The 19,755-nt window shown below is 56.1% G+C and carries 21 protein-coding genes and 1 pseudogene; 4 read left to right on the top strand and 18 right to left on the bottom strand.

What is annotated here, in order from left to right:
- Positions 1–138: 138 nt before the first annotated feature.
- The 3 genes from C230_RS0105410 to C230_RS21245 form a co-directional block, all read right to left on the bottom strand.
- Positions 139–954, bottom strand: coding sequence for an SDR family NAD(P)-dependent oxidoreductase (locus C230_RS0105410; RefSeq protein ID WP_018131018.1), 816 nt, complete (start codon positions 952–954; stop codon positions 139–141).
- Positions 955–1,050: 96 nt separating this feature from the next.
- Positions 1,051–1,371: an ArsR/SmtB family transcription factor gene (locus C230_RS0105415; protein WP_018131019.1), complete on the bottom strand. Its 321-nt coding sequence runs from the start codon at positions 1,369–1,371 to the stop codon at positions 1,051–1,053.
- A 133-nt stretch (positions 1,372–1,504) separates the two neighbouring features.
- Positions 1,505–1,951 (bottom strand): hypothetical protein, encoded by a 447-nt coding sequence (locus tag C230_RS21245; protein ID WP_156807361.1) that lies wholly within the window; start codon positions 1,949–1,951, stop codon positions 1,505–1,507.
- 186 nt (positions 1,952–2,137) lie between these two features.
- On the opposite strand from C230_RS21245, the gene C230_RS0105425 reads away from it, so the two are divergent.
- Entirely contained in the window at positions 2,138–2,719 is a 582-nt protein-coding gene (locus C230_RS0105425) for a Uma2 family endonuclease (RefSeq protein ID WP_018131021.1), read from the top strand.
- 56 nt (positions 2,720–2,775) lie between these two features.
- Here the strand turns inward: C230_RS0105425 and C230_RS0105430 are convergent, their stop codons facing one another.
- From C230_RS0105430 to C230_RS19565, 6 genes are all read right to left on the bottom strand, one after another.
- Positions 2,776–4,299: an amino acid permease gene (locus C230_RS0105430; protein ID WP_018131022.1), complete on the bottom strand. Its 1,524-nt coding sequence runs from the start codon at positions 4,297–4,299 to the stop codon at positions 2,776–2,778.
- A gap of 36 nt (positions 4,300–4,335) precedes the next feature.
- Positions 4,336–4,476 (bottom strand): hypothetical protein, encoded by a 141-nt coding sequence (locus tag C230_RS22920; protein WP_018131023.1) that lies wholly within the window; start codon positions 4,474–4,476, stop codon positions 4,336–4,338.
- Between the two features lie 16 nt (positions 4,477–4,492).
- Positions 4,493–5,260, bottom strand: a complete 768-nt coding sequence (locus C230_RS0105440) for an SDR family NAD(P)-dependent oxidoreductase (protein WP_018131024.1) — start codon at positions 5,258–5,260, stop codon at positions 4,493–4,495.
- Between the two features lie 111 nt (positions 5,261–5,371).
- Positions 5,372–6,757 (bottom strand): glutamine synthetase family protein, encoded by a 1,386-nt coding sequence (locus C230_RS0105445; RefSeq protein WP_026174153.1) that lies wholly within the window; start codon positions 6,755–6,757, stop codon positions 5,372–5,374.
- A gap of 38 nt (positions 6,758–6,795) precedes the next feature.
- Entirely contained in the window at positions 6,796–8,250 is a 1,455-nt protein-coding gene (locus tag C230_RS0105450) for an NAD-dependent succinate-semialdehyde dehydrogenase (RefSeq protein ID WP_018131026.1), read from the bottom strand.
- Positions 8,251–8,293: 43 nt separating this feature from the next.
- Positions 8,294–9,052 carry a gamma-glutamyl-gamma-aminobutyrate hydrolase family protein gene (locus C230_RS19565; protein WP_018131027.1) on the bottom strand — a complete coding sequence of 253 codons (759 nt, stop codon included), beginning with the start codon at positions 9,050–9,052 and terminating at the stop codon, positions 8,294–8,296.
- Between the two features lie 268 nt (positions 9,053–9,320).
- Here C230_RS19565 and C230_RS23845 point away from each other — a divergent pair.
- Both C230_RS23845 and yfbR read left to right on the top strand, forming a co-directional pair.
- Positions 9,321–9,530 (top strand): annotated as a pseudogene (locus tag C230_RS23845) (PH domain-containing protein); the annotation flags it as partial.
- A gap of 106 nt (positions 9,531–9,636) precedes the next feature.
- Complete coding sequence (gene yfbR / locus C230_RS0105460; RefSeq protein ID WP_018131028.1) at positions 9,637–10,215, top strand: 5'-deoxynucleotidase; 579 nt, start codon at positions 9,637–9,639, stop codon at positions 10,213–10,215.
- A gap of 318 nt (positions 10,216–10,533) precedes the next feature.
- Here yfbR and trhO read toward each other — a convergent pair whose 3' ends face one another.
- Positions 10,534–11,415 (bottom strand): oxygen-dependent tRNA uridine(34) hydroxylase TrhO, encoded by an 882-nt coding sequence (gene trhO, locus C230_RS0105470; RefSeq protein WP_018131030.1) that lies wholly within the window; start codon positions 11,413–11,415, stop codon positions 10,534–10,536.
- 209 nt (positions 11,416–11,624) lie between these two features.
- On the bottom strand, positions 11,625–11,828 hold the full coding sequence (locus C230_RS0105475) for an alpha/beta-type small acid-soluble spore protein (protein ID WP_018131031.1): 204 nt from the start codon (positions 11,826–11,828) through the stop codon (positions 11,625–11,627).
- Positions 11,829–12,011: 183 nt separating this feature from the next.
- Between C230_RS0105475 and speE the strand changes: the two genes are divergently transcribed.
- Positions 12,012–12,878 (top strand): polyamine aminopropyltransferase, encoded by an 867-nt coding sequence (gene speE, locus C230_RS0105480; RefSeq protein ID WP_018131032.1) that lies wholly within the window; start codon positions 12,012–12,014, stop codon positions 12,876–12,878.
- Between the two features lie 81 nt (positions 12,879–12,959).
- On the opposite strand, the gene C230_RS0105485 is transcribed toward speE, so the two are convergent.
- The 7 genes from C230_RS0105485 to C230_RS0105515 all read right to left on the bottom strand — a co-directional run bounded on the left by C230_RS0105485 (position 12,960) and on the right by C230_RS0105515 (position 19,725).
- Positions 12,960–13,784, bottom strand: coding sequence for a phosphate/phosphite/phosphonate ABC transporter substrate-binding protein (locus C230_RS0105485; protein ID WP_018131033.1), 825 nt, complete (start codon positions 13,782–13,784; stop codon positions 12,960–12,962).
- Positions 13,785–13,900: 116 nt separating this feature from the next.
- Positions 13,901–15,028, bottom strand: a complete 1,128-nt coding sequence (locus C230_RS0105490) for an acyl-CoA dehydrogenase family protein (RefSeq protein ID WP_018131034.1) — start codon at positions 15,026–15,028, stop codon at positions 13,901–13,903.
- 18 nt (positions 15,029–15,046) lie between these two features.
- Complete coding sequence (locus C230_RS0105495) at positions 15,047–16,330, bottom strand: hypothetical protein (RefSeq protein WP_018131035.1); 1,284 nt, start codon at positions 16,328–16,330, stop codon at positions 15,047–15,049.
- Between the two features lie 110 nt (positions 16,331–16,440).
- Complete coding sequence (locus C230_RS0105500) at positions 16,441–17,319, bottom strand: DUF72 domain-containing protein (RefSeq protein ID WP_040393006.1); 879 nt, start codon at positions 17,317–17,319, stop codon at positions 16,441–16,443.
- A gap of 5 nt (positions 17,320–17,324) precedes the next feature.
- Positions 17,325–18,152, bottom strand: a complete 828-nt coding sequence (locus tag C230_RS0105505) for an aldo/keto reductase (protein WP_026174156.1) — start codon at positions 18,150–18,152, stop codon at positions 17,325–17,327.
- 76 nt (positions 18,153–18,228) lie between these two features.
- Positions 18,229–19,440 carry an MFS transporter gene (locus C230_RS0105510; protein WP_018131038.1) on the bottom strand — a complete coding sequence of 404 codons (1,212 nt, stop codon included), beginning with the start codon at positions 19,438–19,440 and terminating at the stop codon, positions 18,229–18,231.
- A gap of 78 nt (positions 19,441–19,518) precedes the next feature.
- Positions 19,519–19,725 carry an MscL family protein gene (locus C230_RS0105515; protein WP_018131039.1) on the bottom strand — a complete coding sequence of 69 codons (207 nt, stop codon included), beginning with the start codon at positions 19,723–19,725 and terminating at the stop codon, positions 19,519–19,521.
- Positions 19,726–19,755 lie beyond the last annotated feature (30 nt).

The raw sequence follows: 19,755 nt of genomic DNA on the forward strand, positions 1-19,755 counted from the left end.
GCCTCGGGGTCGATCCCCCATAAAAAACACAACCTTCCTGTCCTGCTTGGTTTCATATTCGCTTATGGACGCCGAAAAGTAAATCGCTTTGGAGGACATTTTCATAATCATGTTGTGCCCCGCCAGGGGCATGGGGGTTTAAGCCTTTATGTTTTGCGAGGGCGTTCTCGGTTCATGCTTTAGCTTCCCCTGCACCATACGGACGATGCGGGTAACCGTGTTGCGCGGGAGAAACCGGACCGAGAACGCCATCAGTTTGTTTTTTAGCCCGGGAATCACAACCGTCTTGTTTTGCATCAACCCGACATAGCCGATGTTCGCCACCGTTTCGGAATCCATGGTTCCGCTTTTGAACAGTTTGGACTGCTCCAGCCCCGCCCGTTTTTCAAACCCGGTGCTGGTGGGGCCGGGGCAGAGGGCGGTGACGCTGACGCCGGTACCCTGCAACTCATTCGCCAGTGCCTCCGAAAAGGACAGGACATAGGCTTTCGTCGCATAATACACGGCCATTAGCGGCCCAGGCTGAAAGGCTGCCATGGAAGCCACGTTCAGAATTTTTCCTTCCCCCCGTTCCATCATCGCCGGCAGGAACAATTTGGTGAGCTGCGTCAAAGCTGCGATATTGAGCTGGATCATCTCCCATTCGGCCTGCCCGTCGGTTTCGCTGAAAAAGCCGTACAGACCGAAGCCGGCATTGTTGACAAGCACGTTCACCCGGATGGACTCTTTTTGCAGTTCTTCATAAATTTCAACCGGTGAAGCGGGCAGCGCCAAATCTTTGACAATCACTTTCACGGATATCCCGAACTGCTCTTGCAATTCTTTTGTCAACCGGGACAAAACCGACTCGCTTCTTGCCACCAGGACAAGATCATATCCGTCTCTCGCGAACAGCTTGGTCAAATCTCGGCCGATTCCACTGGATGCTCCTGTAATCAGTGCTGTTTTCCCCATTTTTTCTCCTCCGTTTCGCACGATTTCCCAATTTGGTTTGTTGGTTTAAACATTTAAACGTTAAGGGCAAAAACAGGTCTTCGACCGGATCGCAACCTATAGGCAGGTTTCCTCGGCGGCTTTGATCAGTTCTTTCAGCAGTTGCAGCGCATCTTCCAATTGCAAGGAGTAATAGTTTTCCGTTCCCTTCCGGGTAACGGACACCAGCCCCGCTTCCCGCAAAATTTTCAGATGATGCGAGATGGCGGGTCTTGACAAAGGCAGCTGCTCTGCAATCTGATTGACGTTAAGATTCTCATGATCGGCCAGCAGAAGGATGATTTCCTGCCGCATCGAATCACCCAGCGCATGAAACAGCGGGTTGCATTTTCGAAATAGCATCAGCACGTCCTGGTGGTTTGCGGTGGAATCTGACATCTCTTCGCCCCGTTTTGTTTTTTCGTTTAAACGTTTAAACTAATCGCCTTCATATTACAACGGTACGATCGTTTTTGTCAAGACAAATGACGCAAACAACAAACCGCCGCCCGGTCCGAACGGCGATTTTCTTTTAGTATTCCAGCTTTTTGGCATACTCCCACATCGACTCGCCGACCAGCGACCGGGCGAGAACGATCGCCTCCCGCAGATGAACCAATTGCTGCTCCTGCCACCGCTTCGCGGTGCGCACCCATTGTTCGGCCGTCCTCGTGGTGGCCGACCGCAACATGCGATCCATGGCTCTTCCCGTTTCCACATCATGCTCTTCCGCCTCGAGCATGCAGCGAATCATGATTCCCATTACATCCGGGTGCCGTTCACCCGCCAGTATCCGGCGGAGGCATCCAATCGCCGTCGTCCGGTGGTAACTGCTTTCATAGTTGTGTTTGTCCACGTCCCGCAAACCGGGAAGCGCTTTCGTTTCCGGGTTCAGTTCCATTTGCGTCGACAGCGAGCATTGCACCTCCAGCGCATACAGACTGTTTTGCAGGTGTGCCAGCACCTGACGATTTGCCATTCCCATCCGCCCCTCCCCTGTTTTTCCGCTACAACCTATGCCCAGAGCGGAAAGAATGACACCGCGCCCGCTTGTCTCCGCTTGCCATTTTTTCGTGAATCGGAATGGAGCTCCACTCTTCAATTGACAGATACGAACATACGTGCGACAATGAATATAAAATGGGTGTGCGCGGAGGTGGAACCCATGGACTATGAAAGCAAGAAAAAGCCGCTTTCAGTCAAGGAGTCAGGGTGGACTGTCGAGGAGTACCTGAAGCTTCCGGAAGACGGTAACCAGTATGAAATTGTCGGCGGGAGACTGGAACTGAAACCGTCCCCCACAACCACCCACCAGCGGATCAGCCAGCAGTTGGAGCGTACGCTGATCGATTCGTGCGAACAGGAGTACATTATTCTTCATGCGCCTGTCGACGTGATCCTGTCTGATACGGAGACCCGGCAGCCTGACATCCTGCTGGTTCACAGAAGCCGGAAATCGATCGTTCAGGAGCACGGGGTGGTCGGTCCGCCCGATCTGGTGATCGAGATCCTTTCGCCGAACAGCGCGAAACGGGATCGGGTCATGAAGAAGGAATCGTATGCGCGATTTGGCATACCTGAATACTGGATTGTCGATCCTCCCCATCTGACGATCGAACTGTATGTACCGGAGCGTCCCGGTGAGCCGTATGTTTTGGCGAATGTGTTCGGGGCGGAAGACACAGTCCGGTCGGAACGCGTTCCCTGTGTGTCGTTTGTGGTCAGCGAGGGGCTGAAGATTGTGTAAAGCTGGATACAGACGCACACGCCCCCTGTTCGGCACAGGGGACGTGGTGTTGTCTCTCACATATCAAACTCCGCTTCCCTGCGCCTGATTTCCTCCTGCGAAGTGGCAAGCGCCGCTTGCGGTCCCGCAAAATGCCGCTTGTAATAACCGAAATCCATCACCAGCAGCAAGACAAACATGCCGATCAGCGCATACAGCGCATTTTCGTTCGGGGGAATCACCATGATGACGGAGATAAATACAATCCACAGCAGGCTGATGGCGTTAACCGGCTTGCTCCAGCTTCCGAGATTCCAAGGTCCGTAATGTTTTGGCAAAAATACGCCTTTCGCTTCCGCCCGCAACTTCAGAAAAATGGGGATTCCATACGATACGTACAGACCCACCACACTGACCGCGGTCAGAAACGCAAGCGTGGTGTAGCTTGTATCGGGGTTGACCGATTTTACAATATAATCGAACAACGCCAGCGCAAACGACAATACCACTGCCAGCCAAATCGCCTTCGCGGGAGTGCGGTATTTGCGGCTGATTTGCGCCCAGTGAGAGCTCCCGGGCATCCCTTTGTCGCGGGAAAAAGCGTACATCATGCGGGAGAACGAAGTCACCGACGAAAGCCCGCAGAACCACATCGCCAGCGTCACCAACCACAGCACCACGTTGCCGAATGTGCCACCCAGCGCTTGACTGATAACGTAAATAAACGCGTTGCTGGCACCGCTGGCTGCCGCCGCATCCTGTATCGACAGGGTGACAACGGCCAGCATGATGAACCCGAACACGAACGAAAACGCGACGGACGTAAAGATTCCCCACGCGGCACGCACCCGCGGGTTGACCGTTTCCTCGATCGTGTGGGCCGAAGCGTCATAGCCCGTGAACGTCCACTGCGCTTGCAGCAGTCCGATCAGAAACGCCAGGGCATACGGTTTGTCGGAGAATGTCTGCCCCAGTTGGAACAGATACTCGATCGGCTGCAGGCTGTTTTTTGTAAAAAACGCCAGGCTGATGACGAGAACAGCCACCACCGCGATATGATACCAGGCGGAAAAATCGTTCAGCCGCGCGACCATCCGAATCCCGACATGGTTCAAAATGCCGTGCAGCAGGAGAATGATGCCAAATACGAGCAGCGTCGTCGTTTCGGTCGAACTGTAGCCGAACGCTCCCGCCAGCAGCGGATCGGCAAACAGAGCGCATGAATAGTCAATCCCGGCGACGATCCCAATCTGGCCGATCAAGTTGATCCAGGCCGTATACCAGCCCCACCTTTGGTTGCCGAGAATCGCCGCCCAGTGATAGAGCGCTCCGGCAGTCGGAATCGCCGATGCCAGTTCCGCCATCGAGGTGGCGATCAACAGGACAAACAGCGCCACCAGCGTCCAGCCGAAGCCCATTATGCCCGGTCCTCCGTAGGTGAGACCGTGACCGTAAAGAGACACCGCCCCGGTTAAAATCGAGATGATCGAAAACGAGATCGCAAAATTGGAGAATCCCCCCATGTCGCGCAGCAGTTCCTGCGCGTAGCCAAATTGATGCAGGTGCTTCTTGTCTTCCAACGCCTGTTTCCGCTTATCCATCGGTATGCCTCCCTTCTGATTCCGATGTTTGCCCCTTCACTTCGGTTGGGCCCGGGAGCCAAGAAAGCTCTCATGCTGCGACTCATCAAATGTGCGCACACTTTCGTTCGCCCTCCGGCCAATCGCCACCGCCACCGCGAGCGTCACCAATACAAGCAAAATCCCCAGCGCCGTCATCCCCGTCCCACCTCCATCAAAAATAGTTGCACGTGATGCCCCCGTCCACGTTCAGAATCGCCCCGTTCGTCCAATCTGACTCGTCGGACGCCAGGTAAATCGCGCAATGCACGATGTCTTCCGGTCTGCCGAATCGCCCGCTCGGTTGCCGGCTCAAGCGGATGCGCTTCGCCTCTTCGTCTTTCACCAGCCAATCGAGCAACAAAGGGGTCTCGATCGGGCCGGGACAGATCGCGTTGCTGCGAATTCCGTGCGGCCGGAACTGGATCGCCAGCGAGCGGGTGAGCGACACGACCGCACCTTTCGATGCGGTGTACGCATCCTGCGGCACGCTGCAGCCCATAAACGCTACAAACGAGGCGATATTGATGATCGATCCTTTTTGCCGGGGCAACATCTCCGGAATCACATATTTGCACATCAGGTAGATGCCTTTCACGTTCACATCCATCACCCGGTCCCACACCTCGACGGGGGTGTCGATCACCGAGTGGTCCTCCGCCGGCATGATACCCGCATTGTTGTACAGGACGTCGATTTTGCCGTAACATTCGATTGTCCGGCGGACCGCCTGTTTCACACTGTCCTCATTCGCCACATTGCAAGCGAAAAATTCGGCCTCTCCGCCCGCTTCCCGCACCAGTTCCACCGTCCGCCGGCCCGCCTCTTCGTTCAGTTCGAACACGGCGACTTTCGCCCCTTCTTTGGCAAACAGGCGGGCTGCCGTCTGCCCCATGCCGCTTCCCGCACCTGTGATGATACAAACCTTATCTTGCAACCGCATCCTCATCCGCTCCTTTTGCAAGTTTCATGTCGCTGAGAGTCAGTACCTGTTGGATCCCAAGTACTCGGAATGCGCTCGAAACTTTGCGTCGCTTTGATGGGAGATGATCGTTTACCCCTGCTCAAAATACCGCGCCCGCTCCCAGGCGGTGACTACCGCGTCAAACGCCTGTTGCTCCACCCGCGCCATGTTGTAATAATGGTCGGCCACCAGTCCGCCAAACACTTCGCGGACGGCCCGGCTTTCCTTCCACAGTTGCATCGCCTCATACAGCGATCCCGGCACCCGCGGCACGCCCGACACCTTGTAAGCGTTGCCCCTGAATTCGGTCGGCAGCGGCAATTTCTGCTGAATGCCCTGCAGCCCCGCGCCAATCATCGCCGCATACGCCAGATACGGGTTCATATCCGCTCCCGGAATCCGGCACTCGATCCGCAGGCTCGCCCCATCGCCGACGATCCGGTAGCCGGCTGTCCGGTTGTCGCGGCTCCACACGATTGACACGGGCGCCCAGCTTTCCGGTGCATACCGTTTGTAGGAATTCACATTTGAGGCAAAAAACAGGGAAAACTCCCGCGTATAGGCCAACAAACCGGCCAGAAAAGATTCCATCAGCTCCGACATCCCATACTGCGTCCCTTTCGGGTCATGGAACAGATTCGCTTCCTGTTTCACATCCCACAGGCTGATATGCAGATGGCCGCTCGATCCGGTCCATCGATGATCCGGTTTGGCCATAAAGGTGATCGCATACCCCTCTTGCAGGCAGATTTCTTTCGCACCATGCTTGAAAAATACATGCCGGTCGGCGGCGGTCAACGCATCGCCGTACTGCATGTTGATTTCGTGCTGCCCGGCGCATGCCTCCCCTTTCGACGACTCGATCGGAATGTCCGCTTCCAGCATCCAGTTGCGGATTTTGCGGTAGATCAGCTCGTTCCGCGTTGCTTGCAGCAAGTTGTAGTCCTCGTTGTAGTGGCCCGCCGTTTGCAGCACGCTGTATCCGTTTTGATGGATCTGTTCGTAGGTTTGCTTGAACAAATAGAATTCCAGTTCGCTGGCCATCTGCAGGCGAAACCCCATTTTTTCCGCTTTCTCCAACTGGTTCTTTAAAATGCTGCGGGGTGCCACCGCCACCCGCTCACCCGTCCGTTCATCGACCGGATCGGCTAGCACGAACGCCGTTTTTTCCAGCCAGGGAACCACCCGCAAGGTCGACCAGTCGGGCTGCGCCAGCCAGTCCCCGTACCCGGTTTCCCAGTTCATCAACTGGTAGCCGCCCGGCGTGTTCATCTCCATGTCGGTCCCCAACAGATAGATGCAAAAATGGGTCCCCTTCAACCCGTTGCGCAGGCAATACTCACCGGTCAACCGCTTTCCCATCAGCCGGCCCTGCATATCGCAGATCGCGATGATCAGCGTATCGATTTCCCCTTCGATCATCGCCTGCTCCAACTGCTCTTTCGAGATCAATCCGCGATACCGTTTGTGTTTCATTTCCACGCTCCCTCCCCCTCTCACGCTTCTCGTTTCCGTCAATCCAGCGTCATGGCCACATACTTATACTCCAGATACTCCTGCAGCCCGTGATGGCCTCCTTCCCGTCCCGTTCCGCTTTCCTTGATGCCGCCAAACGGCGCTTGCGGCACACTGAGGGACGTCCCGTTGACGGCCACCATGCCAAATTCCAAACTTTCGCTCATGCGAAAGACGCGCGAAATATCACGGGTGAACACATAGGCCGCCAGGCCATACGGTGTATCATTCGCGTGGGCCAGTACCTCCGCCTCCGTTTCGAACGTGATCACCGGTGCCACAGGCCCAAAAATTTCTTCGTGCGCCAGCGCCATCCCGCGTGTCACGCGATCGAGCACAGTCGGCGCAAAAAAGGTTCCGTTCCGGTACGGCCCATCCGTCAACCTGGCGCCCCCCGTTCGCACCCGCGCTCCTTTTGCCGCCGCATCGGCCAGCAACGCCTCCACGCGCCGCAGGGCCGTCTCATCGATCAAAGGACCCACCGCGACTCCCGGTTCCAAACCGTTGCCGACCCGCAACGCTTGTACACGGGACACGATTGTTTCGGTCAGCGCTTCTGCGATCTCCCCGTGCGCATAGATGACGTTGATGCCGTTGCAGACCTGCCCGCAGTTCTCAAACTTGTTCGCTACGATCGCATCGGCCGCCCGGTCGAGATCCGCATCGGGGAAGACGATCGCCGGGGCGTTGCCGCCCAGTTCCAGCGACAGCCGTTTCACCTGATCAGCCGCCTGCCGCATCAGATGTTTGCCGACTTCCGTCGAACCGGTGAACGAGATTTTGCGCACGCGCCGATCCGATAAAAGCGCTCCGCCGATCGCCGCCGAATCACCGGTCACCAGATTGGCCGCCCCGGCCGGTATCCCGGTATCCATCAGATGCTCAAACAGCGCAATCGCAATTTGCGGCGTTTGTTTCGCCGGCTTCAGCATCACCGTACAGCCTGCCGCCAGCGCGGGCGCTGCTTTACGCGCCACCATCGCCGCGGGAAAATTCCAGGGCGTGATCAGGCCGGCCACCCCCACCGGCTGGCGTATCACCAGAATCCGCCGATCGCTGTGCGAGGCCGGAATCCATTCCCCGTACGCCCGCTTCGCTTCCTCCGCGTACCAGCGGACAAAAGCGGCCGCCCCCTCGATCTCCCCTCTCGCTTCCGCCAGCGGCTTTCCCTGCTCCAACGTCAGCAGCAATGCGAGCTCATCGCGGTTCGCCAGAATCCGGTCGGCCCAGTCCTGCAGGTATCCCGCCCGTTCATGCGGGGGCAATTTCGACCACTTGGAAAAGGCGCGCCAGGCAGCTTCGACCGCCCGCCTTGTCTCGGCTTCGCCTCCCAGCGGGACATGCCCAACCACCTCGCCGGTCGCCGGGTTTTGCACTTCGATCATTTTCGTCAAAGTCACTTTTTCTCCGTTAATCCACAGGAAGTTCCATCTGTCTGCAGCCAATTTTGCCAATGGTTCTCCCTCCTCCGCGATCGTATGCGGTTAATGCCATGCTTCACCCGCCGTTGCGTTGCCGAATCGTGTCAACCAGCCAACGGAATGGAATCAGGCCCGCTTCCGATCGGACGGCCATCATTTCCGGATGCCATTGAATCGCCAGCAGCTGCGGATGATCCGGATGCACCAGCCCTTCCACGATCCCATCCTCCGCCACCGCCGCCACCTGCAAACCGCCGCCTGCTGCCTTGACCGCCTGGTGGTGATAACTGTTCGTTTCGATCTGTTCCGCCTGATAGAGTTGTTGCAAAACAGGCGAAATCAAATTGACGCGATGTGCCGTATACCAGCGAGGTGCCCGCGGAACTTGATGGGCCAACACTTCACCCGGGCAGTCTGATAGGTCCAGATACAAAGAACCGCCAAAAAATACGTTCACAAGCTGCATGCCCCGGCAAACGGCCAGCAGCGGTTTGTTCTGCCGAAGCGCCTCTTCGATCAGGGCCAGTTCAAACCGGTCCCGCTCCGGCACAATCGTCCAGCAGCGCAGATCGGGATGCGACCCGTACAGCATCGGATCAATATCTTCACCGCCGCTGAGGATCAGTCCGTCCACCGCCTCGATCACCTCGTGCGCGTGCGAAACGTCACCTACCGGCACTCCCAACGGGATCCCCCCTGCCCGCTGCACCGCGTGGATGTAATCGTGGCCGACCACGCTGAATCCCTGTCCGGGCACGCCGCGGAACGATCCCCCGTATCCTTCCTCTCCGCGCACATGATAGCCGGTAATGCCGATGATCGGAGTCCGTTTCATTCGCCTCACTTCCTTTCCACCTGTTTCATTCATACGTGGACACGATTCGGGAAATGCCTGCAAAAACAAACGAATCCCCGCGTTTGCCGAAGGGGCTTGCAGCCATTGACTGCACGGGCCAAACGGCGCTACACACATTGCGGATGATGATTCCCGCTGCGCTCGTGGCAGTAACTTTGTCAATCGCTTTCTTTCCGCATGGGCTGTGGAGCCTGCTGCTGGTTCCGGTTGCCGGTCTGTTTGGCGCCTGGCAATTTCACGATACCGGATGGGCCATCGCAAACGGCACAATCCTGATTCGTGCCGTCATATCGCGCGCGAGACGGCAATCGTACCGCGCACCCGCATCCAGTCCTGTGCGTTGTCCCGCTCTCCTCTGCAGCAGGAGCCGGGTTGCCACCATCAGATCCGCGTTGCGACAGGCAGCGCAAGAAAAGCCTTCAAAATCCGGGACATCGCGGAACAGGAGGGGACCCGGTTGTTCGACTGGTTCCAGCTTCTGAAGTTCAAACAGCTCCCGAAGTTGTGGTACACTGGTTGGGGCAAGCGGTTGCTGCCACTTATCGAATGCAGAGGGATGCAAAATGGAAAGTCATTTTTTTGCCTATATGTACCGGTTGCGCTACATCAAGCGCTGGAGTCTGATGCGCAACGTAGTGGACGAAAACGTGGCGGAACACTCCTTTCATGTAGCGTTGTTGACCCACGCCCTTTGCTCGATCGCAAACGGCGTGTTTGGCAAACAGGTGCCGACGGAGAAAGCGGTCACGTTAGCCCTGTTTCACGATGTCACCGAAGTGTTCACCGGCGACATTCCGACTCCGGTCAAACACCACAACCCGAACATCCTGCACAACTTCCGGGAGATCGAACAAATGGCGGCCGACCGACTGCTGAATATGATCCCCGAGCCCCTCCAACAGAGGTACCGGCCGCTGATTCTGGAAAAATCGGACCCGCACCTGTGGCACTGGGTGAAAGCGGCCGATTTGCTCGACGCCTATTTGAAATGCGCATCCGAACTGTCGGCCGGCAACCGCGAGTTTGCCGTCGCGCAAAAGCAGATCGAGCAAAAAATGCAGGAGTTGAACATGCCGGAACTGGACTATTTTCTCGCGCATCTCGCCCCCAGTTTCGAAAAAACGCTGGACGAAATTTCGTGAGCATCGGCCCTAAAAAAAATGTGATCGGAAAAATGTGGGCCGGCCAGGTTGCTGTGCAACGCACCAGGAAAAATACCGGGAAAGGGGCATTTGCCAAATGAAAGATCGCTGGGAGGATCACGATTTGCAACGGCCTGGGATCGCACGGTGTTGCAGGGAAATCCCGCGAGAGCAGAGCAGTTGGACCTTTAATCGGAATGTGAGGAATTCTCCAACTGCGGAAAACGGTGCAAGCGGCCGTGAGTGAGGTTTTGTCCGAATGAAATCAGCCGTTCTGAGAAAAAATACCCCTGTGTCGGAAAAGACCAGGGGTATGCGTTATGATTTGACGACCTGAGCCATGCATTCCTCCGAGCAAAAGCCCTGGAATTTTTCCTCACATTCCGGGCAGCAGATGTGCTGCAAATGGCAAGGATCGTATGCGCAGTTGATGTAGCGGTCCTCCGGTTTGCCGCAGTGGTGGCATTTTCCGACGATCACGTCTTCCACCTGATTGATCGGAATGGAGATCCGCTCGTCAAACACGTAGCATTTTCCGTCAAACAGTTGTCCTTTCACTTCCGGGTCTTTGCCGTAGGTGACGATGCCGCCTTCCAGTTGATAGACTTCCTTGAACCCTTCTTTCAGCAAAAAGCCGGACAATTTTTCGCAGCGAATGCCGCCCGTGCAGTACGTCAGGATTTTCTTGTCCTTGTACTGGCTGAGATTTTGGCGGATCCATTCGGGAAATTCGCGGAACGATCGGACTCCCGGCCGGATCGCGTTGCGGAAATGGCCGATATCATACTCGTAATCGTTGCGGCCGTCGAGGATAAGCACATCGTCCCGCTGCATCATTTCGAAGAACTCTTTCGGCTTGAGATATTTGCCGGTCAGTTGGTTCGGGTCGATGTCCTCCTCCAGCCGGAACGTCACCAGTTCCTTCCGCGGGCGGACCGAAATCCGCTTGAACGCATGGTCATCCGCTTCGTCGATTTTGAATATCATATCGGCAAAACGGGGATCGTTGTGCAGCGTTTCCATATACGTGTCGGTTTGCTCAACCGTACCGGAAATCGTGCCGTTAATCCCCTCTTCCGCCACCAAAATGCGGCCTTTCACTCCGAGTTCCTTACAGAACTGCAGATGTTCTTCCGCAAACCGCACGGGATCGTCTATATGAACATACTTGTAGTACAGCAATATTCGATAAGGTTTCATAGCAGCACCACCTGTCCGTTTGAAAGTAGCAGTTAACATAATAACACCAATCCATACAACGATGCAAGTCACCGGCCGCCCCGCTGTCTGCCAAATCGCTGACTTCAGGTTCCGTGCCGTGTTCTTACTGTAGCACATTTGCGATTCTGAAAAAAGCTGGTTTTCATGCAAAAAGCCCCCAAGCGGGGGCTTTTATACCAATTATGAATTTATCGAGCTTGACCGGTTTGTCCAGCCAGCGCCTGTTCTGCAAACGCCACCAGACGCTTCGTAATTTCTCCACCAACGGAACCGTTTTGACGCGAAGACGTTTCAGCCCCCAATTCGACACCGAACTCGGCAGCGATTTCGTACTTCATCTGATCCAGAGCGCGAGCTGCCCTAGCGACCACCTTGTTGTTGTTGTTTGGCATTGAGAGTTCCTCCTTTCAGTGGTGTATTTTCAATTTGCGCAGATCCGGCATGTTTTACACTAGAAAATTGTGGAGCGGCTTCCTTCTGTGAGCGCCCCTTTCGTTGGCCTTTCAAAAATGGATGTGCTAGACTAATCGTACTGGACATGTCGAATTTGGATACTGCTGATTCGGGAGGTTACAATGAATTCCTTGCCAAAATTTCTGCACCATCATAATGATGACATATGGCTGACGGAAAACGAACGGGAAAACCTGCAGATCAGCTACCGCATCAAAGAAGTGGTGTTCGCTAAAGATTCGCAACTGCAGCACGTGATGATTCTCGATTCCTATGATTTTGGTCGGATGCTGGTGCTCGACGGTGTGGTGCAAACCACCTCAATCGACGGGTATATCTATAACGAAATGATTTCCCATATTCCGTTAAACTTTCATCCGAATCCGCGCCGGGTGCTGATCATCGGCGGCGGAGACTGCGGCGCCGCCCGAGAAGTGACGAAATACGAGCAAGTGGAAACGATCGATCTGGTCGAAATCGATGAACTGGTGGTCAAAGCGTGCAAAGAATATTTGCCGGAAGTCTCGGGGAACTTGTCCGATCCGCGCGTTCGTTTTATCTACCAGGACGGCGTCGAGTTTGTGAAAAATCTGGAGGCGCAGTACGACGTGATTATCGTCGATTCGTCCGATCCGATCGGCCCGGCGAAACAGCTGTTTGAGCTGAGCTTTTACCAAAATCTGCATCGCGCTTTAAAGCCGGACGGACTGATGGTCTGCCAAAGCCAGTCGCCGATTTTTCATGCGGACATTATGCGGCAAACGTACCAACGCGTCAGCCAACTGTTTCCGATCACCAAGCTGTACACGGCGATCGTGCCGACCTATCCAGGAGGACTGTGGAGTTTTACGCTCGGTTCGAAAATCCACGGCTACCTGAACGGCCATCAGCCGTTTGACAAAGATACGCGGTATGTGAATGAGGGCATCCTCAACCAGTGCTTCGAACTGCCGGAATTTGTGAAAAAGATCATCCAGCCGGCGCGTTAAGCCGGGAACGCGGGCTTGTGCCTGCTGGGAGTATCCGGCTTAAAAGGGGCTGCCCCACAAGTACCGGGAGCAGCCCCTTCTTTACAGCAAGCCCTGATCCTTCATTGCCTCTTGCAGCACTTTGTATCCCGCAAGGCCCTCTCCTTCCGCCGCAACCCACTCGTTCAGCCCTTCCATCTCCATCATCTTGCGGATCTCCGGCTCGTTCGGGTCCATCGCGAACAGCAGCTCACGAAACCGTCGTCCGAGCGCGTCGTCAAAATCGGGCAGCACCGTAAAGTTGCAGTGCGAATAGCCGAGGGACGTCCAGACCGATTTCACCTCGCTGGAGTCGGCCAGTCCCTGTTCCAGCATGCGAATCCAAGTCGATTCGCCGATCGCGCCGGCATCCGCCTCGCCTTGCTTGAGCGCTCGCAGCACCTCATATTCGCTGGTGCCGGTGTCCCCGTGCTTGCCGACGTCCAGGTTAAACCGGATGAGCTGCAGATCGGTTTCCGGATCGATCCCGTTTTGTTTCAGGAAATGATACGGCAGAATCGCCGCCTGTGCCGAATCCGCGCTACCCAACGCGAGCCGTTTGCCTTTCAGATCCTGCAGCGAGTCGATGCCGCTGTCCGCCCGCGCGACGATTTTCGATGTGAAGTGAATGTCCGTATCGCGCATCCCCAGCACTTTCGCTTTGCCTTCAAGCGCCGCCTGAATCCGCACATACGCCACGTTGGTGTTCCAGGCGATGTCGATAAACCGGTTGAGCAGCGCATCGACCTGTGCTTCATAGTTGGAGAACAAAACATAATCGATCGGAAACTCGTGTTTCTGGTAATAATCCCGGATGATGTCCCAAATCGCGATCACCTTCGGATCGTAGGCGACAGCTCCCACCAACAATGCCCGTTTGCTCGCCATGGTCAGTTCCTCCTCGTCATTTATATTCCCGCCAGGTGCACCCGCTCGCGGCCAAGCTCGGGAGCAGGTCGGTTGTTCCGCAACCCGGCGGCCTCCCGGCGTAGCAACCCCGCGCCTTAGAAAAGCGGGACTCCCGCAACCGATTTGCCGACCCATTCCTTCAAGACTTCCGTGGTCGGTGCCATCACCGCTCCTGCCCGCGCGTCGCGCAGATACCGCTCCACCGGAAGCTTTTGCGTGTAGCCTTGGCCGCCGCACACCTGCATCGCCAGGTTGGTCACTTTGACCGCGCTTTCGGAAGCCAGCACCTTTGACTGCATCACGCGCAGCACCGCGTCTTCCCGTCCTTCAACCGCCGCTTTCGCCGCATTCCGGGCGAACAGGGAAGCAGATTCTACAGCCCCGAACATATCGGACAGGTAAAATTGGATCGCCTGGATTTCCGCCAGCGAACGCCCATCGGCGTATTTTCTCATTTTCGCATGCTCCAGCGCCGCCAGATACGCGCCTCGCGCCAAGCCGACGTTGACTCCCGACACACCCAGAATAAAGCTCGGTGCCACCACCTGAAAAATCAGGTCCATCCCGTCGCCTTCCGCACCGACCAATTGCGCTTTCGGCACCCGCACATTTTCCATCAGCAGCGAGATGCTGTTGTTCCCGCGCAGCCCGATGCCGTCCCACTCGCCTGCAAAGCGGACGCCCGGCGTGTCTTTGTCGACGATGAACATGTTCAATCCTTTATCAGCGTCCGGCGCGTTGGTCAGCACGATGAGAAAATCGGCCTGATCCCCGTTCGTCACGAAGCTTTTCCGGCCATTCAGAACGAACGACTCTCCGTCCCGTGCCGCCTGGATCTCCGGCGAATAAAAATGGGCCCCCGTTCCCGTTTCGCTGAAAGCGAGCGTCCCGATTTTTGTTCCTTCGGCGATCGGGCGCAGATACCGCTCCTTTTGGTTCTCGGTCGCTTTTGCCGCGATGACCATCGTCGCGCAGGAGTGCATTAAATAGCACATCGCCGTCGATCCGCAGCTTTCTGCAATCGTTTCCGTGACAGCCACCAGATCTTCCAGCGTTCCGCCCAAACCGCCCGCTTCTTGCGGCACGAGCAAACCGAGCAAGCCCGCTTTTCCAAACGCTGCGAACGCTTCCTTGGGGAATCGCCCGCTGCGGTCGATGTCCGCCGCCAGCGGCGCAACCACTTCATCGGTAATTTGTTTCGCCAGTTCCAATACGGATGCCATGTTGTTCCAGCTCCCCTTTTACATAAAATTGGGTGTATGCGCAGTTGAAATTTTCTCTGCTGTTGCCATGTCCATGCCGATTTGCAGCATGCGTTGAATCCGATGCTCGTACATCGCTTCCTGCAATCGTTTCACCCTTGCAAAGCCTGTTTTCAGCTGTTCCGGGGTGCGGCCGCCGCCCGCCAGAATCGCCAGTGCTTCCATCAGCTGCGAGTTTTCGTGGGTTCCGGCCCCCGCCAGATATTCGTTCCGTTCCTCCGCCGCTTCCACCAGCGATTGCACCAGCTTCGGGTTCCGCTGCAACATGTGGCGGACGTGCCCGATTCCGTAGGCGACGTGGCGGCCCTCGTCGATTTTCGCCAGGTGGACGATCTGTTCGGACACCGAGTCCGGCGCGTATTCCTCAACGAAGTTCAGCAGGTCGAGAAATGTGCCCTCGCCCAACACATGCAGCAAAAACGATGACTTGAAATAATCCTCCTGAATAAACAAACTGTGCAGCGACCGCTCGGTCAGCGTCGAGGAATACTGCAATCCTCCACCGTTGGCGAGCGCCCGCTTGGCAAACGCTTCGATGTGCCGCGCCTCGTCCTGCACCAAAGTCGACAGGTACATCAGGACTTCGATGTAGTGCGGATTGATCCGCGCCATGAATTTGGCGGGGATGTAGAGAGCCGAGTACTCGTTTTCCGCCAGGAAGGTCATGATCTGGCAGACAGCCCACTCCATGTCGTCCGGCAGCGGCCGCAACCGGTCCCAGGCAATGTCAGTGGTGGCATTCCACTGGCTCACTTTCGCCTGCTCGTACAAATCGAGCAGATTGTCCGCCCACACTTCCTCCTTGCGGTTCAGGTCAAAACCGAAATCGGGCACGCCCGGTTCCGCCACCGCTCCCCTCGGAACGAATCCGATATAAGCGGGCGCTTGTTCCAGCAGATCCCCGACGCGTCCCTGAAACCAATCGCGGATATCCAGCTTGCCGCCCGCCCGCAAGGGGATCCGGGTGCCCCAATCCGGTTGTTCGCCGGCAGGATGCGTGTTGCGGAGCAAAAACCGGTAGTGGTCACCTCCGTCCATCACATTCAGCAATGTAACTTTATGCAGCCGGCACCAACTGCGCAGATCGTCCTTGAAATGCGGATTCGCGCTAACAACCTCCAAAATCCGAATGTCCCCGAGCCGTTGCAACGCATTTTTGATCAGCAGAAACGCTTCTGACCCGCTTGGCAAATCGCCAAGCTCCAGTCGGTCATCCGGCGTAACGCCCAGCAACTCCGTCTGCTGCTGCGAGGATTCGCTCATTCGATCACCTTCCTTCTCTATATAACAATATTCTATTATATTGATAACATTTAGTAATTTAGAACACAAAAAATTCTCCCGGATCCCTCAAGTTCACGGGAGGTCTGAAATCAAAGCTGAAACAAATCCAGCTGCCCGTGCACCAAACCCTGATTTTCAATCCCCAGCAGCCGCATCATTTGTTTGGCGTTGGCGGCGGCATGCCCGCCCGAATTGTTGTTGAAAATCAGGCAGATTTCGTCGGTTGTCTGTTGCAGCAGCTGCAGTTTCTCTTTCCATTCCAGCAACTCTTCTTTGCTATAGTGGTAGAGGTACCTGACATTCCGCCATGTTTCGTCACCGGTATGGTTCCAGCCGCTTGCGTTGCGACCATGAAAACGCACCAGTGTCAACCGGCGGTTGGTTGCGTGCAAAACAGTCGGCACGCAGCCGGGTCCCGCTTGCGGCTCGTCGCAAATGCTGTGGATCCAGCCCTCACGCTCCATAAACGCCAACGTCTTGTTCCGCATCGGCGGCGCAAACCAGCTTCGATGGCGGAATTCAAGCGCGACCGGCAGTTCCCCCATTTTCTCTCTGGCGTAGCGCAGCGCGTTGACATGGATGCGGGTGCATTCAAACCAGGGCGGATACTGAAACAGCACCGCTTTCAGCTTGCCTGCCTGGATCACCGGCTGGATCGACCGCTTGAACGCCTCGAACATTTCATCCAGGCTGGCAAACGGATGGTCTCCCCGCGAATGCCCGGTCATTCCTTGATAGGCCTTGATGACGAACGAAAAATCGGGAGGGGTGTCCGCGATCCACTTGCTGTAATTTTTCTCCGGCTGGATCGCGTAGAACGAACTGTCCACTTCCACGATCGGAAAATGGGCGCTGTAAGTGCGTAGCTTATTTTTTCGTGCTTGCGCGGTCGGGTACAGGTCCGGGTGGTCGCCCCAGCCGGTCAGGCCCACGAGAATCCTGTGCAGCGTGGATGGATCCCTGTTCATGCCGGTTAAAAATCAAAGTTGTCCGGATCGGGGCCAAACCGTTTGTTCCGGTTCATCGCGGCAATTTTCCCCATATCCTCGGTGGACAGTTCAAAATCGAACACATTCGCGTTCTCCAGAATGCGGCTGTGCGTCACCGATTTCGGAATGGTGACCACCTGTTGCTGCAAATCCCAGCGCAGCACGATCTGCGCCGGCGTTTTTTCGTATTTCCGGCTGAGCTCCGCCAGCGTCGGGTGATCGAGGTTCCCCTGCATCAGCGGACTCCACGCTTCCAGCTGAATCTGCTGCGCTTGGCAGAACCCGAGCAGTTCTTTCTGGGTCAGCAGCGGATGGAATTCCACCTGGTTGACCATCGGCTTGATTTCGCAATCGGCCATCACGTCCTGCAGGTGGTGAATCTGGAAATTGCTGACTCCAATCGCCCGCACGAAGCCGTCTTTGTACAATTTTTCGAGCGCTTTCCAGGTCGCCTTGTACTTGCCTTTCACCGGCCAATGAATCAGGTAGAGATCAATATAGTCGAGGCCCAATTTTTTGCGGCTTTGTTCAAACGCTTGCAGCGTCGATTCGTACCCCTGGTCGGCGTTCCACACCTTCGTGGTGATGAACAGATCCTCCCGCCGCACACCCGCATCGCGGATCGCCCGCCCGACGCCCACCTCGTTCCCGTATATCGCAGCCGTATCGATGCTCCGATAACCGGCCTCAATCGCCCACCGTACGGCGCTCTCCACTTCCTGCCCTTCCTTCACCCGCCACACACCAAGTCCCAACCAAGGCATTTCCACCCCATTATGCAGCACCGTGCAATCGGAAATATACTTCGGCATTCCCGGTTCCCCCTCGCGTTTGATTTTTCCGTCTACCATATTGTACCATAGTCCGGTTGGGGGATCACCGCCCCCATCACGTTTGCTGCCTGATCTCCGGATTCTCCATACAGAGGAGCCGTTTTTTCACACCGAGAGCATAGTAGATCGTAATGCAGAACGAAATCGTCCCAAACAGCAGCACCATTTTTGCAAACCCGATCGTATCTAGGCAAAGTCCGGTCGCCAGCAGCACGATCTGGAATAACACCCGGTCCATCATATTGCGAAACGAAAAAAATCGGCCGTGGTACTCCCGCGGAATCTGTTTCTGAAAGAGAGTGGAAACGAGCGGGAAAAACAACCCGGCGCAAAGGCCGAACAGGCCAAACGAAAGCAGGGAGGTCCACCGGTGGTCAGCCAGCGCGAGCGACAGGTGGGCCACCGCGATCCCCCCGGCAAACAGCAGCAACAGCTTGACCGGCTCGCGACCGTTGGCCCATTTTTTCACCAGAAACGAACCGAGCACAAAACAAACGCCTTCCACCGCGTACAGCAGCCCCTTCACCTGGGGGTCGTTCTGCATCTCGCTGATCCGGATCACCATCAGGTTGAACCCGCCGATGAACTCCGACGGAATCACCGTCAGCACCAAAACCATCACCGCCACCGGGAACTGCCGCAAGACGGGAAACATGTCGCGGAAGCCGGTTTTCTCAGCCGTCCGGTTCCGCCGCTCCGCCAGCTTTTGTTCATCGACTCGCAGGAAAAAGGTGGCGAACAGCAAACAGGCATAGGCAACGAGCGAAGCGGCATACAGGGCGGACAGGCTCATCACCGCCAGCATCAGCCCGGCCAGCGCCGTTCCCAAAATCCGCGCCACCGTGGCGACATTCATGTGCACGCCGTTCAGCGACAACAGGTCCTGATCCTTCACAATCAACGGGATCACCGATTGCAGGGCGGGAAAATAAAAGGCGGCCGCCACCTGCAAGGTCACCGCAAACAGCACCATCCACCAGACAGACTCAAAAGAGAGCGCCAGGAACATGAAACACACGCTCACCATCCGCCCGAGCCCCGCATAGAGCAAGACGGTTTTTTTGCGGCTCGAGTCGATCACGTTTCCCGCGTACGGGCCGACCAGCACACCGGCCAACAACCCGGCCGCCAAAATCAGCGATTTCAGGAAGTCGGACGGCACATGCCGCTGCATAAACTCCAGATTTGCTATGATCGACGTCCACAGCCCAAGCCCCGCAATCAGTTCCCCGGCCAGCACAATCCAGACATTCCGATTTTTCCACATACACGCCGCCCCGATCTGTAAGAGGATGACAACAGTTTTACCGTACCACAAATTCGGGGGAGAAAATAGTGACGAGGCTTACGTCCGTTGCTGCTGCTGTTTGAGCAAATCCCGGATCTCTTCCAAAAGTTGTTCCTCTTTCGATGGTTTGGCCGTCTCCTCGCCAGCTTCTTCTTTTTTTCGTTTGAATTTGACAATCTTCCCAAACGCCGCCCCTATGATCACCCCGATCGCCAGATCGACCACATTTCCCTTGAGGGAAAATTTTTTGAATTCGTTCCACATGGTGGGGTACCTCCTTTGGGAAGCGGGTGT

Source organism: Effusibacillus pohliae DSM 22757, from assembly GCF_000376225.1.
GTDB classification, from domain to species: Bacteria; Bacillota; Bacilli; order Tumebacillales; family Effusibacillaceae; genus Effusibacillus; species Effusibacillus pohliae.

What these genes read in the sequence shown, in the direction of transcription:
- C230_RS0105410 (WP_018131018.1), bottom strand. Translation starts at nt 954, where the DNA reads ATGGGGAAAACAGCACTGATTACAGGAGCATCCAGTGGAATCGGCCGA.
- C230_RS0105415 (WP_018131019.1), bottom strand. Translation starts at nt 1,371, where the DNA reads ATGTCAGATTCCACCGCAAACCACCAGGACGTGCTGATGCTATTTCGA.
- C230_RS21245 (WP_156807361.1), bottom strand. Translation starts at nt 1,951, where the DNA reads ATGGCAAATCGTCAGGTGCTGGCACACCTGCAAAACAGTCTGTATGCG.
- C230_RS0105425 (WP_018131021.1), top strand. Translation starts at nt 2,138, where the DNA reads ATGGACTATGAAAGCAAGAAAAAGCCGCTTTCAGTCAAGGAGTCAGGG.
- C230_RS0105430 (WP_018131022.1), bottom strand. Translation starts at nt 4,299, where the DNA reads ATGGATAAGCGGAAACAGGCGTTGGAAGACAAGAAGCACCTGCATCAA.
- C230_RS22920 (WP_018131023.1), bottom strand. Translation starts at nt 4,476, where the DNA reads ATGACGGCGCTGGGGATTTTGCTTGTATTGGTGACGCTCGCGGTGGCG.
- C230_RS0105440 (WP_018131024.1), bottom strand. Translation starts at nt 5,260, where the DNA reads ATGCGGTTGCAAGATAAGGTTTGTATCATCACAGGTGCGGGAAGCGGC.
- C230_RS0105445 (WP_026174153.1), bottom strand. Translation starts at nt 6,757, where the DNA reads ATGAAACACAAACGGTATCGCGGATTGATCTCGAAAGAGCAGTTGGAG.
- C230_RS19565 (WP_018131027.1), bottom strand. Translation starts at nt 9,052, where the DNA reads ATGAAACGGACTCCGATCATCGGCATTACCGGCTATCATGTGCGCGGA.
- yfbR (WP_018131028.1), top strand. Translation starts at nt 9,637, where the DNA reads ATGGAAAGTCATTTTTTTGCCTATATGTACCGGTTGCGCTACATCAAG.
- trhO (WP_018131030.1), bottom strand. Translation starts at nt 11,415, where the DNA reads ATGAAACCTTATCGAATATTGCTGTACTACAAGTATGTTCATATAGAC.
- C230_RS0105475 (WP_018131031.1), bottom strand. Translation starts at nt 11,828, where the DNA reads ATGCCAAACAACAACAACAAGGTGGTCGCTAGGGCAGCTCGCGCTCTG.
- speE (WP_018131032.1), top strand. Translation starts at nt 12,012, where the DNA reads ATGAATTCCTTGCCAAAATTTCTGCACCATCATAATGATGACATATGG.
- C230_RS0105485 (WP_018131033.1), bottom strand. Translation starts at nt 13,784, where the DNA reads ATGGCGAGCAAACGGGCATTGTTGGTGGGAGCTGTCGCCTACGATCCG.
- C230_RS0105490 (WP_018131034.1), bottom strand. Translation starts at nt 15,028, where the DNA reads ATGGCATCCGTATTGGAACTGGCGAAACAAATTACCGATGAAGTGGTT.
- C230_RS0105495 (WP_018131035.1), bottom strand. Translation starts at nt 16,330, where the DNA reads ATGAGCGAATCCTCGCAGCAGCAGACGGAGTTGCTGGGCGTTACGCCG.
- C230_RS0105500 (WP_040393006.1), bottom strand. Translation starts at nt 17,319, where the DNA reads ATGAACAGGGATCCATCCACGCTGCACAGGATTCTCGTGGGCCTGACC.
- C230_RS0105505 (WP_026174156.1), bottom strand. Translation starts at nt 18,152, where the DNA reads ATGCCGAAGTATATTTCCGATTGCACGGTGCTGCATAATGGGGTGGAA.
- C230_RS0105510 (WP_018131038.1), bottom strand. Translation starts at nt 19,440, where the DNA reads ATGTGGAAAAATCGGAATGTCTGGATTGTGCTGGCCGGGGAACTGATT.
- C230_RS0105515 (WP_018131039.1), bottom strand. Translation starts at nt 19,725, where the DNA reads ATGTGGAACGAATTCAAAAAATTTTCCCTCAAGGGAAATGTGGTCGAT.